Consider the following 16,972-nt stretch of genomic DNA (forward strand, 5'->3'; position numbering starts at 1 on the left):
GCGAGAACCCCGGGGAGGACCTGAGTGAACACCGTCGATACGTCGACCCACCGCATCGCGTTGCTGTCCACATCGGACACCGACCTGCTCTCGGCGCGCGCGTCACTGGCGCCGTACCGCCTGGGCAACCCGGCGCGCCAACCCGTCGAGGACGCACTCGACGGCGTCGACCTGGTCGTGCTCCGGGTGCTCGGCTCGTCGGCGGAGGTCGCCGCGGAGATCAGCACACTGCGGGCCACCGGGCTGCCGCTGATCGTGCTCGGCGGCGAACGAACACCCAGTGCCGAGCTGATGGAATGCTCGACGGTGCCGATCGGGCTTGCGGCGCAAGCACACTCGTATCTCGCCGAGGGTGGGCCGGCGAATCTCGCTCAGCTGCATGCCTTTCTGTGCGACACGGTGCTGCTGACCGGTCAGGGCTTCGACGAGCCGGTGGTGATCCCCGAGTGGGGTTACGCCTCCCGGCCCGCCGACGTGGACGCACCGGCCCGGATCGGGGTGCTGTACTACCGGGCACATGAGGTCAGCGGCAACTCGGGTTTCGCGCACGCCCTGGCCGACGCCGTCGACGCGACCGGCAGTGCGGTCGGCGTTCCGATCTTCGCGTCCTCGTTGCGCAGCGCACCCGACGAATTGTTCGACGCGCTCGGCTCATTGGATGCCGTGGTGGTCAGCATGCTGGCGGCCGGGGGGTCGAAGGCGGCTGCCGCCGGCGCGGGTGAAGACGATGCTTCGTGGGACATCGAGCGAATCGCCGCGATGAACATTCCCGTGCTGCAAGGGCTTTGCCTGACATCCTCACGCGAGGAGTGGGAGTCCAACGACGACGGCGTCACCCCCCTCGACTCCGCGACGCAGATCGCGATTCCCGAGTTCGACGGCCGCATCATCACCGCGCCGTACTCCTTCAAAGAGGTCGACGACGACGGTCTGCCCCACTACGTCGCCGACCCCGAACGCTGCGCGCGGGTGGCCGCGATCGCGGTCAACCATGCGCTGCTGCGCCACATCCCCAACGCCGACAAGAAGCTCGCGCTGGTGCTCTCGGCCTACCCCACCAAGCATTCCCGCGTCGGCAACGCCGTCGGTCTCGACACCCCGGCGTCCGCGGTACGGCTGTTGCACCGGCTGGCCCGGGAGGGCTACCAGGTCGGCGACGGGTTCGGCGTACTCGGCATCGAGGACGAGACCAAGGCCGGCGACATCCTGATGCACACGCTGATCGACGCCGGCGGCCAGGACGAGCAATGGCTCACCACCGCGCAGGTCGCCGGCGCGCAAGTGACGGTGACACCGGCGCAATACGCCGAGTGGACCGCGGACCTGCCCGCCGAACTGCGCGACGCGATAGCGCAGGCGTGGGGCCCGGCGCCGGGGCGATTATTCGTCAACGACGACGGCGATCTGGTGATCGCGGCGTTGCGGTCGGGCAACGTCGTGCTGATGATCCAGCCGCCGCGCGGATTCGGGGAGAACCCGGTGGCGATCTACCACGACCCGGACCTGTCGGTCACCCACCACTATCTCGCGGCCTACCGCTGGCTGGAGCACGGTTTCGGCGCCCACGCGGTGGTGCACCTCGGCAAGCACGGCTCGATGGAGTGGCTGCCGGGCAAGAACGCCGCGCTGTCGGCGGCCTGCGCCACCGATGCCGTGCTGGGAAACCTGCCGCTGATCTACCCGTTCCTGGTCAACGATCCCGGCGAGGGGGCGCAGGCGAAACGGCGTGCCCACGCGACGATCGTCGACCACCTGATTCCCCCGATGGCCCGCGCCGAGAGTTACGGCGACATCGCACGCCTCGAACAGCTTCTCGACGAATACGGCAACATCGCGGCGATGGACCCGGCCAAGTTGCCGGCGATCCGCGGTGAGATCTGGAACCTGATGAGGGCCGCGGAGATGCACCGTGACCTCGGCCTCGACGACCGGCCGGACGACGAGGAATTCGACGACTTCCTGTTGCACGTCGACGGCTGGCTGTGCGAGATCAAAGACGCTCAAATCCGCGACGGCCTACACGTGCTGGGCGAGGCGCCCGCCGGAACGGCCCGGGTCAACCTGGTGCTGGCGATCCTGCGTGCCGCCCAGGTGTGGGGCGGTCAGGATCACGCCGTCCCGGGATTGCGCACCGCTCTCGGGCTGAAGGACGGCGCCGAAGTCAGGGCCGTCGACGACATCGAAGGCCAGGCGCGCGCATTGGTCGAGGCGATGGAGGCCGCCGGTTGGGACGCCGCAGCCGTCGACGCCCTGCACGAGGCGCCGGACGTTCGTGCGTCGCTGCGCTTCGCCGCCACCGAGGTGGTACCGCGATTGTCCGGTACGGCGGGTGAGCTCGACGCTGTGATGCAAGCCCTGTCAGGCGGTTTCGTGCGGCCCGGCCCATCGGGTTCGCCGCTGCGCGGGCTGGTCAACGTGTTGCCCACCGGACGCAACTTCTACACCGTCGACCCCCGGGCGGTGCCGTCGCGGCTCGCGTGGCAGACCGGGCAGGCGATGGCCGAGTCGCTGCTGCGGCGCTACCTCGACGACACCGGCTCCTACCCCGGGTCGGTCGGGTTGTCGGTGTGGGGCACCAGCGCCATGCGCACATCCGGTGACGACATCGCCGAAGTGCTTGCCCTGCTGGGCGTTCGGCCCGAGTGGGACGAGGCGTCACGGCGGGTGAGCCGGCTCGAAGTGATTCCGCTCGAGGAGCTCGGACGCCCACGCATCGACGTGACGATCCGCATCTCGGGATTCTTCCGCGATGCCTTCCCGCACGTGGTGACGATGCTCGACGACGCGGTGCGGATGGTGGCGCTGCTCGACGAGCCGGACGACGACAACTACGTGGCCGCCCACGCGCGCGCCGATCTCGCCGACCACGGCAACGAGCGACGCGCGACCACAAGGGTTTTCGGCTCCAAACCGGGATCCTACGGTGCGGGCATCCTGCAGGTCGTCGAAGCGGGCACCTGGCGCGACGACAAAGACCTGGCCGAGGTCTACACCGCGTGGGGTGGATTCGCCTACGGTCGCGGACTGGACGGCGTCTCGGCGGCGGACGACATGCGCACCAACTACGCGCGAATCAAGGTGGCGGCCAAGAACATCGACACCCGCGAGCACGATATCGCCGACAGCGACGACTATTTCCAGTACCACGGCGGCATGATCGCGACCGTGCGCGCGCTGACCGGGTCAGATCCCAAGGCCTACGTCGGCGATTCGACCACGCCCGACGCGGTGCGCACCCGAACGCTGGGTGAGGAGACTGCGCGGGTGTTCCGCGCTCGGGTGGTCAACCCGCGCTGGATCTCGGCGATGCGCCGGCACGGCTACAAGGGCGCTTTCGAACTCGCCGCCACCGTCGACTACCTGTTCGGCTTCGACGCCACCGCGGGCGTCGTCCACGACTGGATGTACGAAAAGCTGGCGCAGTCTTACGTTCTGGACCCGGAGACCCGCGAGTTCCTCGACCGGTCCAACCCGTGGGCGCTGCACGGGATGGTCGAGCGTCTGCAGGAAGCCGCCGACCGCGGGCTGTGGGCCGATCCGTCGCCGGCGACGCTGGCCGCGCTGCGGCAGGCTTACCTGGAGGTGGAAGGCGACATCGAGGGCCGCGCCGGTGCCTGACCCGATCCGGGTCCGCATCCTCGGGGTCGGGATGGGCCCCCAGCACGTCACGCCGGAAGTGGCGGACGCGTTGCGCTCGGTCGACTACGTGCTGGCCGCTTTCAAGGGCCCCGATGACGAGCTGCTGGCACTGCGTTGGGACATCGTCGACACCTTCACCGACGGCTCCGTCGATGTGGTGGCGGTCCATGATCCGGAACGGGACCGGTCGACCGGCCTCACCGGCGAGGGCTATCAGCGCGCGGTGGCGGACTGGCACGACGCCAGGGCTGCCGCCTACGCCGATGTGCTGCGCGAGCGGGGTGGCAGCGCGGCATTCCTGGTGCTGGGTGATCCGTCGCTGTACGACTCGACGATCCGCGTGCTCGAGAAGATCCAGAAGCTGGGCGTGACAATTGAATTCGACGTGCTGCCCGGAATCAGCGCTCCGCAGCTGCTGGCCGCCCGCCATCGGATCGTCTTGCACGAGGTCGGCCGCTCGGTTCACGTCACCACCGGTCGCCTGCTCCAGGAGGCCGTCGCCGCCGGGCAGGACAACATCGTCGCGATGCTCAACCCCCCTCCTGAACGGCTCGACCTGACCGGGCTGGACGACTGGTCGGTGTGGTGGGCGGCCAATCTCGGGGCACCCGGCGAGCGGCTGGTCTGCGGGCGACTCGGCGATGTCGCGGGGCAGATCGCCGAGGCGCGGTCGCAGGCTCGCGCCGACACTGGGTGGGTGATGGACATCTACCTGTTGCGGCGACGCTGATGGCGCGGCGGGTGCTGCTGCTGGGCGGGACGTCGGAAGCCCGCGCGCTCGCCGCACGTCTGGTCGCCGACGGGCTGGACGTGACGAGTTCGCTGGCCGGCCGGGTCGCACGTCCTCGACTGCCCGAGGGTGCGGTGCGGATCGGCGGGTTCGGTGGCGTCGACGGGCTGCGAAAAGCGTTGCGGGGCTTCGACATCGTGGTCGACGCGACGCATCCGTTCTCGGCGACGATCTCCGCCAACGCGGTTCGGGCCTGCGCGGACGAGACGGTTCCCCTACTGCGGCTGCAGCGTCCCGGCTGGGGCGATCGTACGACACCGTCCTGGCACTGGGTGAGCTCACACGGCGAAGCGGCCGCCGAGGCGGCACGGCTGGGCGGCAGGCCATTGCTGACAGTCGGCCGTCAGCAGCTGCCGGAGTTCGTCCGGCCACTCGGCGAGTCGGCGGTGCTGGCGCGCGTCGTCGACGACCCGGAATTCACGTTGCCTCCGCAGTGGCGGTTCATTCGCGATCGCGGGCCCTATGCACTGGCCGGCGAGCTGACGTTGTTGCGTGAACACCGCGCAGATGTGTTGGTCACCAAGGACTCCGGTGGCGAGTACACCTGGCCGAAGATGCAGGCCGCCGGCGAGCTGGGCATCCCTGTTGTGGTGGTGCGGCGTCCCGCGGTACCAGACGGTGTGCCCGTGGTGTCCGACGTCGACGACGCCGTCGACTGGCTACGCCGATAACCCGTGGACGGCGTTCGCGAAGCGTTGCGCCATGCCCGGGTGGCCGGCCCAATGCGTGTGCAGATAGGCGGCGTGCAGCGAGGCGGTGGCGAACCCCTCGCGGGTCCCGTCGAGATCCCACGCCGGCTCGCCACCGAGGGCAGTCGTTGTGGTGCGGTGGAATTCGTGACCGGTGACCTCGGTGCCCTTGGCGGTCAGCAGGGAATCTGACGGGCTGATCGCGGTCCGATAACCGAGGGTGAGCCGCGACGTCATCGCCGCATCGGCGGGTACCGCACCGACCATAGGTGTGCCGTCCAGCGATCGGCACAGGTAGAGCAACCCGGCGCATTCGGCGGCCGTCGGAACGCTTGCGGCGATAGCGGTACGTAATTCGGTTGTCAGGCAACGGTTCTCGGCGAGGTCGGCAGCATGGACCTCGGGAAAGCCGCCGCCGAGGTAGATGCCGGCCGTCCCGGGCGGCAACGACGCGTCGACCAACGGGTCGAATTCGACGACATCGCATCCGGCTGCGCGCAGCAGCTCCTCGGTCTCGGCGTAGCGGAAGGTGAAGGCGCGGCCGCCGGCGATCGCGACGACCGGCCGGGCTGCACTCGGCGCCTGCACTTCGTGCGCCGGATCCCACGCCGTGCCGGTCAACGCTTCGGCACGGCGGGCCAGTCGCAGGATCGCATCGATATCGACATGGGCCGCAACCACTTCCGCCATTCGCCTGACAGTGAGCTCGGATCCGGGGCGCTCGGCCGCGGGCACCAGGCCGAGGTGGCGCGACGGTGTCTCGATGCCCGCATCGCGTGGGATGACACCGAGCACCGGAATCCCGGTCGGCTGCAGGGCTTCGCGGACCTCGTCGGAGTGCCGAACGCTGCCCGCCTTGTTCAGGATCACTCCCCCGATCCGCACCGACGGATCGAAGGCCGCCAGCCCGGCAATGACGGCGGCGTGCGTTCGTGAGGCGTGCGAGATGTCGACCACCAGCACCACCGGTGTCGTCGTCAGCGCGGCGACGTGTGCGGTCGAGGCGTGCCCGCCGGTGCCCAACCGGCCGTCGAAAAGCCCCATCACGCCCTCGATCACCGCGACATCGGCCGAGCGGGCACCATGCAGCAGCAGCGGAACGATGCGGTGTTCGCCGACCAGAAACGGGTCCAGATTGCGGCCCGGCCGCCCGGTGGCCAGGGCGTGATAACCGGGGTCGATGAAGTCGGGACCGACCTTGTGACCGGAGACCGCCATCCTCTGCGCAGCGAGAGCGGCCATCAAACCGGTTGCCACGGTGGTCTTTCCGTGCCCCGATCCGGGCGCGGCGACGACGATGCGGGCAAGCTCGACGGCTACCACTCGATACCCCGCTGGCCCTTCTGACCGGCGTCCATCGGGTGCTTCACTTTGGTCATCTCGGTGACCAGGTCGGCGATGTCGGTCAGCCGCTGGTGTGCGGCGCGGCCGGTGATCACGACGTGTTGACGCCCGGGCCTCGTGGCGAGCGTGTCGACCACGTCGTCGATGTCAACCCAACCCCAGGTGATCGGGTAGGTGAACTCGTCGAGCACATACAGGTCGTGGGTCTCGGCGGCCAGGCGCCGTTTGATCTCGGCCCAGCCCTCCGCGGCCTCCTGCGCATGGTCGAGCTCGGTGCCCGCCTTGCGGCTCCACGACCAACCCGACCCCATCTTGTGCCATTCGACCGGCCCGCCCTCACCCGTTTCGGTGTGCAGCGCGCCCAACCGCTCGAGCACGGTCTGCTCACCGATGCGCCATTTGGCCGATTTGACGAACTGGAACACCCCGATGCGGAAGCCCTGGTTCCATCCGCGCAGCGCCAATCCGAAGGCGGCCGTAGACTTTCCCTTGCCTTCGCCGGTGTGCACCAGCAGCAGCGGCCGGTTGCGGCGCTGCCGGGTAGTCAGTTGGTCATTGGGCACGATCGAGACCTGGCCCTGCGGCATCAGGCCGCCCCGGGTGTGGTGGCGCCGCGGACGATGTCGGCCAGCGCCTGGGCGTTCACCTGAGCCAGCGGCACGTGCTCGGCATTGAGGTGCTCGGCGAGGGTGACTGCCAAACCCATTCGCATCCGGCCGCTTTCACAGTCGACGACGATGCTGTCGATGCCGTCGTGCAGCAGCACAGCCGCAGCCTGATGAGCCCGGGCAACGGGATCGGGGCCCGCGGTCGCCCTGCCGTCGGTCACGATGACGAGCAACGGCCGTCGACTCGGATCTCGCAACCGCTCACGCCGGACCACCTCGGCGGCCTTCATCAGCCCTTCCGCGAGCGGCGTCCGCCCGCCGGCCGGTAAGTCGTCCAGTCGCTTGGCCGCGATGTCGATCGATCCGGTTGGTGGCAGGGCGATCTCGGCCGCGCGGTCGCGGAAGGTGATGACCCCCACCCGGTCGCGGCGTCGGTAGGCGTCGAGCAGCAGCGACAGGATTGCGGTCTTGACCTGCTGCATGCGTTCGCGTGCCGCCATCGATCCCGAGGTGTCGACGACGAACACCACCAGGTTCGCTTCCCGTCCCTCGCGGACCGCCCGACGAAGATCGGTGGGCCGGAGCAGCAGGCGGCCGGTGCTGCGCCCGCGAGCGACCTGATGTGGCGCGGCGGCGCGGACGGTCTCGACGAGGTGGATGCCCGCATCCGACAGCGGGCTGGCCCCGGTCCGTCGGCCCGTCGTCGTCCGCGCGCGGCTGCGACGGCCGGCGTGCCCGTCTCCCACGCCGCGGACTGTGAAGAGTTTTGTCCGATAGGGCTCTCCGGCACCGACCGGCGGTGCGGATGCCGGATTCTGCTGTCCGCCGCCCGAATTGGGCGGTGCGGTGTCGGGAGCGTCCTGGCCACCGCCGGGGTCGTCGGGGTCGAGGTCAGGGTCGGGCTCGGGCGCCTGATCGGTTTCGGGCGGCAAGAGCTCGTCGAGTTGGTCGTCGTCGAGCCCGGGAGCGTCGAACGGGTTGCGCCGACGACGATGTGGCAGCGCGAGTTTGGCGGCCGCGCGCAGATCGTCGATGTTGGGATGGTCGCGGTCGTGCCACGCGGCGTGGGCCGCGGCGGTCCGGGCCATGACGATGTCGGCCCGCATTCCGTCGACACCGGCCGCGGCGCAGACTTCGGCGATTCTGAGCAGTGCGGCGTCGGTGAGCTGGATTCGACCCAGCAGCGACTGGGCGTGCTGGATCCGATTGACAAGCCGCTCTTCGGCGTTCGCGTACCTCGCGCGAAACGCCTCCGGGTCGGCGTCGAACTGCAGCCGCCGGCGCACCACCTCGGCCCGCTGCACCGGGTCTTTCGGCGCGGCGACCTCGACCGTGAGACCGAAGCGGTCGAGCAATTGCGGACGCAGTTCGCCCTCTTCGGGATTCATCGTCCCGACCAGGACGAACTTCGCGGCGTGGGTGACCGAGATGCCGTCGCGTTCCACGGTGACGGTGCCCATTGCGGCCGCGTCGAGCAGGAGATCGACCAGGTGGTCGTGCAGCAGATTGACTTCGTCGACGTAGAGGATTCCGCGGTGCGCCTTGGCCAGCAGCCCGGGTTCGAAATGCACCGCGCCGTCGCTCAGCGCCTGCTTGAGGTCGATCGATCCCGCGACGCGATCCTCGGTGGCACCGACCGGGAGTTCGACCAGTCGCACGGGTCGGGTTTCGACCAGCGCTCCGGGGCCGAAGGTCCCGTCCGGAGAGGCCGGGTCCGGGTCCGCCGGGTCGGTAGAAAATCGGTCGCCGGCGACCACGTCGATCGGCGGCAGCACCCGGGTGAGGGCGCGCACCAGCGTCGATTTCGCGGTGCCTTTTTCGCCGCGCACCAGCACGCCACCGATGCCCGGATCGATGACGCTGAGCACCAGCGCGAGTGCCATGTCGTCGAGCCCACCGGGCGCGTCGGGATCGCCACCGACCACGGCGGGGAACGGGTACAGCTGATCAGTTCTGGTCATGGTGAGGCTCCGCTCGTTTCATGCGAGGCCGGCAGTCGGACTGACCGCTCGTGCGCCCATGGACCGGGCGGCGCGACGGATCACCGTAGCGGGCCTGTGCCGGAATCTCACCGGCTTCCCTCGTTCCCCCACGAAACCATTACGCCTGTTCGCAGGGTGCCTCGCGGGCCTTACGCTAGCATCGCCGCCGTGCCGACCTCCGACCTGCGGGTAACTGTCATCGGCGTCGGCGCCGACGGTTGGGACGGGCTGTCGCCGCTCGCGCGGGCCACCATCGCGGCAGCGGAAATCGTGCTCGGTGGCCCGCGTCAGCTGGCGCTGCTGCCCGCCGTCGACGGCCGGGTCCATCAGCCCTGGCCGTCCCCGCTGAGCGCTGCGCTGCCAGACCTGTTGACGCAGTACGCGGGCCGCCGGGTGGTCGCGTTGGCCTCCGGCGACCCGATGCTGAGCGGAATCGGCACCACGCTCGTCGACATCCTGGGCACCGACCGGGTCACCGTCATCCCGCATCTGTCGTCGGTGACCATCGCCCGGGCCCGGCTCGGCTGGTCCGCCGAATCCACCGCGGTGGTCAGCGTCGTCGGCCGCGACGTCCACGCCGCCCTGCGGGAGCTCGCTCCCGGTCGCCGGGTCTTGGTGCTGTCCTCTGACGAGAAAACCCCGGCGGCTCTTGCCGATCTGCTCGCCGCGCGCGGGTACGGGGCGAGCCGCTTCGTCGTGCTGGGTGGCCTCGGCAGCGACCAGGAGACGATTCGGGAGTCGACGGCCGGAGAGTTCGACGGTCAGGCACCACGGCTGAATATCATTGCGTTGCAATTGAATGGTCCGCTGCTCGCCGGGTGGGCAAGCGGCCTGCCGGACGAATTGTTCGAACACGACGGCCAACTCACCAAGCGGGATCTGCGGGCTGCCGCGCTCGCCCGCCTGCTGCCGGCGCCCGGTCAGCTGCTCTGGGACGTCGGCGCCGGTGCCGGTTCGGTGGGCATCGAGTGGATGCGCGCACACCCGAGCTGCCGGGCCGTTGCCGTGGAGGCGGACTCCGTTCGCGCCGAACGGATCGGCCGCAATGCCCGCTCGCTGGGTGTACCCGCTCTGCAGGTGGTCCACGGGTCCGCCCCAGAGTCGTTGAGCGACTTGGCCGCTCCCGATGCGGTCTTCGTCGGCGGCGGCGCGAGCCGACCCGGGGTGTTGGCGCGCTGTCTGGACGCACTGTCGGCCGGCGGCCGGATCGTGGTGCACGGCGTGACGGTGGAGACCGAAGCCGTCCTGGCCGCCGCGTACTCCGAGCACGGCGGTGAGCTCACCCGAATCCACGTCGAGCACGCTGCGCCGGTCGGGTCGTTCACCGGCTTCGCGCCGGCCCGCGCGGTGACGCAGTGGGCGTTCACCAGGCCGGCCGGCTGAGGTCACCGAAAAGCCGATCGGTCGCGCTGCGGGTCGTAGAGGTGGCTCTCCCCCGCCCGCGGATCGGTGCGCTCGCCGAGTGCGTCACCCACCAGGATCACCGCTGCTTGGCGAAGATCCGCCGCCTCGACCTGCTCGGCGATGTCGGAGATCGTCCCGCGGAGAACGACCTCCTCCGGCTGCGACGCCCGGTAGACCACCACGACCGGGCAGTCCGGGCCGTGTGTCGGCCGCAGATCGTCCATCAATCCCCGGATCGAGGTGATGGCCAGATGCAGCACGAGAGTCGCACGGGTCGCGGCGAACGCGGCCAGCGACTCGGTCTCGGGCATCGCGGTGGAGCGCGCCTGGACGCGGGTCAACACAACGGATTGCGCGACGAGCGGGACGGTGAGTTCGCGACCGACCCGCGCCGCGGCCGCGGCGTAAGCCGGCACCCCCGGCGTGATGGCCCACGGCACGCCGGCCGCGTCGAGCCGCCGAGCCTGCTCCGACACGGCGCTGTACAGCGAAGGGTCACCCGACACCAGTCGCACGACTCGTCGGCCGGCGCCGTGCGCCTCGACCATCGCGGCGACGATCTCGTCCAGGTCCAGCTTCTGAGTGTCGATCAATTCAGCTGTCGTAGAACAGGTTTGCAGCACACCGGGATCCAGATAGCTGCCTGGATAGAGCACGGTGTCGGCCGCTGCCAGCAACCGGGTAGCCCGCACAGTCAGCAGGTCGGCGGCACCCGGTCCGGCGCCGACGAACTGGACGGCGGTCACCGCACCCACCGCGGCGTCCACACCCGGCCGGAGGCAGTGGTCCGAGTGCTCGATGCGCCCACCAGGACAAGGCTTTTCATGTCGATGGTGTCGGCGTCGAGGTCGCCGAGCGTGGTCACGGTCAACGATTCCCCGGTCCGGCCGACGTCACGACCGACCACGACGACCGTTTCGGGGCGACGGTGTTCGAGCAGAATGTCCCGGGCCAGCTTGATCTGGTCGGGGCGAGACCGCGAAGCCGGGTTGTAGATCGCCACTACCAGGTCGGCGTCGGCGACCGCGCGCAACCTCTTCTCGATCACCGGCCACGGCTTGAGCCGGTCCGACAGGCTCATCACCGCGAAGTCCGCGCCCAGCGGCGCTCCGGCCAGCGCGGCGACGGCGTTGACGGCCGACACCGCGGGCAGGACCCGGATGGGAACCTCGGCGAACCGCTCGTCGTCGGCTGCCTCGAACACGGCCGACGCCATGCCGAACACGCCTGCGTCGCCGCCGGAGACGACGGCAACGGACTCACCGCTCAGGGCCAGGTCGAGCGCGAAGCGGGCGCGGTCGACCTCGACGGTATTGCCGGATGCGTGCCGCTGCAGACCTTCTCGCTGCGGCACTCGCGCCACGTACGGCGCGTACCCGACGACGTGCCGCACATCGGACAGCGCCGTCGCCGCCTCGGGCGTCAGCCAGTCGTCCGGTCCGGGGCCGAGCCCGACCACCAGGAGTTCGGCGATACCTGCGGCACTGGAAACCGTTGCCGGACTGGGCTCTTCGGCCATCACACGGGATCGCGGCCCATTGATCGAATCACCGTTGACCACGATCAGCGACAGGTACGGCACACTCGATTCGTCGACCTCGGCCACCGGCATCCAACGCTGCTGAGGGTGACTGGCGCGCTCGACGTACATCGCGTGTTCAAGACGCCCGGCGGCGGCGAGCGCCCGGCGGACCGCCGGAAAGGTGCGGCCGAGTTTCATGATGATCGCGCCGTCGGTGTCGGCCAGGCGCCGGGCAAGCTCCGGCTCGGGCAGGGTCCCGGGCAGGACGGTCAGCACATCGGTCTGCCGGACCAGGGGCCAGGCGACCGCTGCCGTCGCCGCGGCGAAGGCCGGAATTCCCGGTATGACTTCGGTGGCAAAACGGGCGCTGAGCCGGTCGTGCATGTACATGAAGGAGCCGTAGAACAGCGGATCCCCTTCGGCGAGAAGGGCGACCGTGCGCCCGGCCTCCAGATGCGCGGCCAGCCGGGCCGCCGACTCCTCGTAGAACTCGGCCAGCGCTCCGGCGTACCCGCCGGGATGGTCGGTTGTTCCAGTGGTCAGCGGGTAGCGCAGTTCTTCTTCGATCGCATCCGTAGGAATGAGATCCGCGGCGATGGTCCGCGCGTAGGACTGTTTGTTGACGCCGGCGTGGTAGGCGATGACGTCGGATTCGCCGATGATTCGCGCCGCTTTGCGGGTGATCAGCTCGGGATCGCCTGGACCAAGTCCGATTCCGTAGAAGCGCGCCAACGTCATTCGGCCTCCGAGGCCAGCGCGTTGATGGCCGACGAGGTGATCGCCGAGCCGCCGCGCCGTCCGCGCACCGTCACGAACGGGATGTCGATGCCGTGGTCGCGTGACAATGCGGCAAGGGCCGACTTGGATTCCGCGGCCCCGATGAATCCGACCGGACAGCCCACGATGGCCGCAGGCCGAGGCCCACCGTCGATCAGCATCTCCAGCAGGTGGAACAGCGCGGTCGGTGCGTTGCCGATGGCGACGACCGCACCGGCCAGGAGGGGTTCCCACATCGACACGGCGGCGGCGGTACGGGTGGTGTTCCACTTCTTCGCCAGTTCCGGCACACCGGGCTCGTTCAAGAAGCAGTGCACCTCGTTGTGCGCGGGCAGCCGGCCGGCCGTGATGCCGGTCGCGACCATCCGTGCATCGCAGAGGATCGGGGCTCCCGTTTGCAGCGCGGAACGCGCGGCCGACACCAGTGACGGGTGAATCACCAAGTCGTCGACCAGGTTCGGCTGACCGGTGCCGTGGATCATTCGGACGGCGAGTTTCTCGGCGTCGGCTGGGACCCGGGACAGGTCGGCTTCGCGGCGGATGGTGGCGAACGAGTCCACGTAGATGGCGGGGCCGTCGGCGATGTAGTCGTAGCGCCGGGTCGGCTTGCGGCTCTGGGTCACCCAGTCACCTCGTGCGCGTTCGGGACGAGGATGCCGCGCCACGGCGTGACGATGACATCCGCGCTGTCCGTTGCCTGTTCGAGCAGTGACTGCACACTCTGGGGTGTGAGCGCACCGTCCGCGACGGCTGCATGGTTGCCGCCCGGCACAACGCCGTACGGCAGGGGCGGCGCTGGAGCCGGGATGCGCGGGTCGGCGGCGACCGGCGGTCGCAGCGGCCGACTGAGCTCGCGAATGTGCCACGGCGCGTCGGCGCCGGTACCTCGTGCCGTAAAGAACTGCGACGCCAAATCGGCCAACCCGTCGGCGATCTCGTCGAGGGCCACCACGTCACCCCACTGGTTGCCGATGCGCAACTGGGCCGCGCCGTCACCGAGCGCTACGCATCCCAGGTCGGTGCCGTGCTTGCCGGCTCCGGTCAACCGATACAGCAGATCGCCGCGGCCGTCGTCGAGGGTGAACAGAAACCGCCCGGGTAGCAGAGCGAGGTTCGGGTCGGCACACAGCAGCGTGTCGAGTCGTTCGATCGTCGGGCGTAAATCGGCGAGGCCGCCGGCCAGGCCTGTCTGCGGTGAGGCGAGCACATTGCGTACGAGTTCATGTGTGCGCGTGGGGATCAGCCCAGTCGATTCGAGCGCCGTCGTGGCGTCAGCCGTGAGTTGTAGCCCGTCGGCGGTGAAGCCGCGCAGTTGCAGGTTGGCGCGGCGAGTGAGGTAGATGCGACCGTCGCCGTGGCGTCGGCTCACTTCCGCCAGCCGTCGCAGGGCCGCCGTGGGCAGCAAGCCGCCCATCAGTCGGATCCGGACCAGCAGCCCGTCCTCGGCCTGCCACGGTCGCCACACACCGGGACACATGTCTGTCCGAGTGCGGGTGTGGGTCCTCATCAACATGTTCCGGGTCAGCTCAGCTCGCTGACCTTCTCCATCATCGCGTGGGCGACATCGACCGCACTGGTGTCCGGTTTGGCTGATCCCGGGTCCGAGGGCCGTCGCTCGCCGAAGAAGACGATTTCGACCTCGACGATGCAGTTCAGTCGGACGCCGACGGCGCGCGCCTGCGGGGTGGGCGTCAGCGCCGGCATATTGGGAAGCGTGGATGTTGCGGTATTGGTCACTGCGACAACGGAATCCATGGTGTGGACGTCACCGATCACAGTCGTGGTGTTGATCGGTCCGGCGTCTTCGGTCGTGGTCTGACCTTGGCATCGTTGCCATTGCTCGGGGAACTTGGCGAACAACGCCTGCGCCTGCTCGGCGGACGGCAGTGCGACCACGCCCTCCATCACACTGATCACCTGGGCGGGGTCGCCGTTGTTCCACCACGACACCGATGCCACATCCTCGACGTCGGCGGAGCCGTACACGCTCTTCTGCAACATCGCCGCGACGGCCAGGCAGTCGGCCGATTCCGGAGACGCATCTCGCTGGTCGAGCACGTCCGCGCCACCGAATTTCGCGGGTTGACGAGCAACGAAGGGTTGGCCGAGCATCCGCGACAGCACCTTGCCGTTGCGCAGAACGCGTTCGACGACCCTGCCGGACAACGGCTTTGGTTTGAGGTTCGGCGCCGGCTTCGCCGTGCCGGCAACGACAGGACCGCAGCCGACTACGACAGCGGCAATCACCGCACATACCGTCACCAACCGGAGGCCGCGCATGGCTACTTCTTGCTGCCTTTGTCGCCCGCGGCGTCCGTGGACAGCGCGGCGACGAACGCTTCCTGCGGCACCTCGACCCGGCCGATGGTCTTCATCCGCTTCTTGCCTTCTTTTTGCTTCTCGAGCAGTTTGCGCTTACGGGTGATGTCACCGCCGTAGCACTTGGACAGCACGTCCTTGCGGATGGCGCGAATGTTCTCGCGGGCAATGATTTTGGATCCGATGGCCGCCTGCACCGGCACCTCGAACTGCTGACGCGGGATGAGCTCCTTCAGCCGGACGGTCATCCTGTTGCCGTAGGCCGCGGCGCCGTCCTTGTGCACGATCGCGCTGAACGCATCGACGGCCTCGCCCTGCAACAGGATGTCAACCTTGACCAGCGCCGCCTCCTGTTCGCCGGACTCTTCGTAGTCGAGGCTGGCGTAGCCGCGGGTGCGTGACTTCAGCGAGTCGAAGAAGTCGAAGATGATCTCCCCCATCGGCATCGTGTAGCGCAGCTCGACGCGTTCGGGCGACAGGTAGTCCATGCCGCCGAGTTCACCGCGCCGAGATTGGCAGAGCTCCATGATGGTGCCGATGAATTCACTGGGCGTGATGATCGTGGTCTTGGTGATGGGTTCGTAGACGGCACGGACCTTGCCTTCCGGCCAGTCCGACGGGTTGGTGACGACGAGTTCGGAATTGTCTTCCTTGACAACGCGATACACGACGTTCGGCGACGTCGAGATGAGGTCGAGGTTGAACTCCCGCTCCAAGCGCTCACGGGTGATTTCCATGTGCAGCAGTCCGAGGAAGCCGCAGCGGAAGCCAAAACCCAGCGCCACCGACGTCTCCGGCTCGTAGGTCAGCGCGGCATCGTTGAGTTGCAGCCGCTCGAGCGCGTCACGCAGATCGGGATAGTCGGACCCGTCGACCGGATACAAGCCGGAGTACACCATCGGCCGGGGTTCGCGGTATCCGGTGAGCGGTTCGGTGGCACCGTGTTTCGCCGTGGTGACGGTGTCGCCGACTTTGGATTGGCGAACATCTTTCACTCCGGTGATCAGGTAGCCGACCTCCCCGACGCCGAGGCCGACGGAGGCCTTTGGTTCTGGCGAGACGATGCCGACTTCCAGGAGCTCGTGGGTGGAACCGGTGGACATCATCGTGACCTTCTGGCGCGGAGTGATTTTGCCGTCCACGACGCGGACGTAGGTGACCACGCCCCGGTAGATGTCGTAGACGGAGTCGAAAATCATTGCGCGAGTGGGAGCGTCGGCGTCACCGGTCGGCGGCGGAACCTCGCGCACCACGTGGTTGAGAAGGTCGGCGACACCTTCGCCGGTCTTACCGGACACCCGCAGTACGTCGTCGGGTTCGCAACCGATGATGTGGGCGATCTCGGCGGCGTAGCGCTCCGGGTCGGCGGCGGGCAGGTCGATCTTGTTGAGCACCGGAATGATGTGCAGATCGCGATCCAGCGCCAGGTAGAGGTTGGCCAGCGTCTGAGCCTCGATGCCCTGGGCGGCGTCGACCAGCAGCACGGCACCCTCGCAGGCCTCCAGCGCGCGGGACACCTCGTAGGTGAAGTCGACGTGGCCGGGGGTATCGATCAGGTGCAGGACAAATTGCTCGCCGTCGACCTCCCACGGCAGCCGGACGTTTTGCGCCTTGATGGTGATGCCACGCTCACGCTCGATGTCCATCCGGTCGAGGTATTGGGCGCGCATCGAGCGCTCGTCGACGACGCCGGTGAGCTGCAGCATCCGGTCCGCCAGCGTGGACTTGCCATGGTCGATGTGGGCGATGATGCAGAAGTTCCGAATCTGCGCCGGCGCAGTGAACGTTTGGTCGGCGAAACTGCTGATGGGAATCTCCTGGTGAAGCCGGGCTTAGGCGCTACCAGCGTATCGAGGTATAGGCACCGCAGCACAATCGTGGTCCGGTGGCCCACAACG

The 16,972-nt window shown here is 68.7% G+C and carries 13 protein-coding genes and 1 riboswitch; of the genes, 4 read left to right on the plus strand and 9 right to left on the minus strand.

Annotated features, from left to right (window positions below; genetic code table 11):
* Positions 1-24 precede the first annotated feature (24 nt).
* Genes cobN through ACZYW1_RS21735 form a run of 3 tightly spaced genes read left to right on the plus strand, consistent with a single transcriptional unit; the run spans position 25 to position 5,100 of the window.
* On the plus strand, positions 25-3,618 hold the full coding sequence (cobN, locus tag ACZYW1_RS21725; protein WP_463788522.1) for a cobaltochelatase subunit CobN: 3,594 nt from the start codon (positions 25-27) through the stop codon (positions 3,616-3,618).
* A complete protein-coding gene (gene cobF, locus ACZYW1_RS21730) occupies positions 3,611-4,369 on the plus strand; it encodes a precorrin-6A synthase (deacetylating) (RefSeq protein WP_463788523.1) in 759 nt (252 codons plus the stop codon). The genes cobN and cobF overlap by 8 nt, the downstream gene beginning before the upstream one ends.
* Complete coding sequence (locus ACZYW1_RS21735; RefSeq protein WP_463788831.1) at positions 4,369-5,100, plus strand: cobalt-precorrin-6A reductase; 732 nt, start codon at positions 4,369-4,371, stop codon at positions 5,098-5,100. The genes cobF and ACZYW1_RS21735 overlap by 1 nt, the downstream gene beginning before the upstream one ends.
* Here the strand turns inward: ACZYW1_RS21735 and ACZYW1_RS21740 are convergent.
* The 3 genes from ACZYW1_RS21740 to ACZYW1_RS21750 are packed head-to-tail and all read right to left on the minus strand — an operon-like array spanning position 5,089 to position 9,031.
* Complete coding sequence (locus tag ACZYW1_RS21740; RefSeq protein WP_463788524.1) at positions 5,089-6,441, minus strand: cobyrinate a,c-diamide synthase; 1,353 nt, start codon at positions 6,439-6,441, stop codon at positions 5,089-5,091. The genes ACZYW1_RS21735 and ACZYW1_RS21740 overlap by 12 nt on opposite strands.
* Entirely contained in the window at positions 6,435-7,049 is a 615-nt protein-coding gene (cobO, locus tag ACZYW1_RS21745; protein WP_463788525.1) for a cob(I)yrinic acid a,c-diamide adenosyltransferase, read from the minus strand. The genes ACZYW1_RS21740 and cobO overlap by 7 nt, the downstream gene beginning before the upstream one ends.
* Positions 7,049-9,031 carry a VWA domain-containing protein gene (locus tag ACZYW1_RS21750; RefSeq protein ID WP_463788526.1) on the minus strand — a complete coding sequence of 661 codons (1,983 nt, stop codon included), beginning with the start codon at positions 9,029-9,031 and terminating at the stop codon, positions 7,049-7,051. The genes cobO and ACZYW1_RS21750 overlap by 1 nt, the downstream gene beginning before the upstream one ends.
* Before the next feature lie 9 nt (positions 9,032-9,040).
* Positions 9,041-9,210: riboswitch (cobalamin riboswitch) on the minus strand.
* Between the two features lie 10 nt (positions 9,211-9,220).
* On the opposite strand from ACZYW1_RS21750, the gene cbiE reads away from it, so the two are divergent.
* Positions 9,221-10,435: a precorrin-6y C5,15-methyltransferase (decarboxylating) subunit CbiE gene (gene cbiE / locus ACZYW1_RS21755; RefSeq protein ID WP_463788527.1), complete on the plus strand. Its 1,215-nt coding sequence runs from the start codon at positions 9,221-9,223 to the stop codon at positions 10,433-10,435.
* A 2-nt stretch (positions 10,436-10,437) separates the two neighbouring features.
* Here the strand turns inward: cbiE and cobM are convergent, their stop codons facing one another.
* From cobM to lepA, 6 genes are read right to left on the minus strand one after another with little or no spacing between them, the layout of a single operon-like run.
* Complete coding sequence (cobM, locus tag ACZYW1_RS21760; protein ID WP_463788528.1) at positions 10,438-11,211, minus strand: precorrin-4 C(11)-methyltransferase; 774 nt, start codon at positions 11,209-11,211, stop codon at positions 10,438-10,440.
* On the minus strand, positions 11,199-12,716 hold the full coding sequence (cobJ, locus tag ACZYW1_RS21765; protein WP_463788529.1) for a precorrin-3B C(17)-methyltransferase: 1,518 nt from the start codon (positions 12,714-12,716) through the stop codon (positions 11,199-11,201). The genes cobM and cobJ overlap by 13 nt, the downstream gene beginning before the upstream one ends.
* On the minus strand, positions 12,713-13,378 hold the full coding sequence (locus tag ACZYW1_RS21770) for a precorrin-8X methylmutase (protein WP_463788530.1): 666 nt from the start codon (positions 13,376-13,378) through the stop codon (positions 12,713-12,715). Before ACZYW1_RS21770 ends, cobJ begins: the two co-directional genes overlap by 4 nt.
* Positions 13,375-14,220: a nitrite reductase gene (locus tag ACZYW1_RS21775; protein WP_463788531.1), complete on the minus strand. Its 846-nt coding sequence runs from the start codon at positions 14,218-14,220 to the stop codon at positions 13,375-13,377. Before ACZYW1_RS21775 ends, ACZYW1_RS21770 begins: the two co-directional genes overlap by 4 nt.
* A 56-nt stretch (positions 14,221-14,276) precedes the next feature.
* Entirely contained in the window at positions 14,277-15,035 is a 759-nt protein-coding gene (locus ACZYW1_RS21780; protein ID WP_463788532.1) for a sensor domain-containing protein, read from the minus strand.
* Between the two features lie 2 nt (positions 15,036-15,037).
* Positions 15,038-16,888: a translation elongation factor 4 gene (lepA, locus tag ACZYW1_RS21785; protein ID WP_463788832.1), complete on the minus strand. Its 1,851-nt coding sequence runs from the start codon at positions 16,886-16,888 to the stop codon at positions 15,038-15,040.
* Positions 16,889-16,972: the final 84 nt, after the last annotated feature.

This window comes from Mycobacterium sp. IDUB_36, from assembly GCF_055419225.1.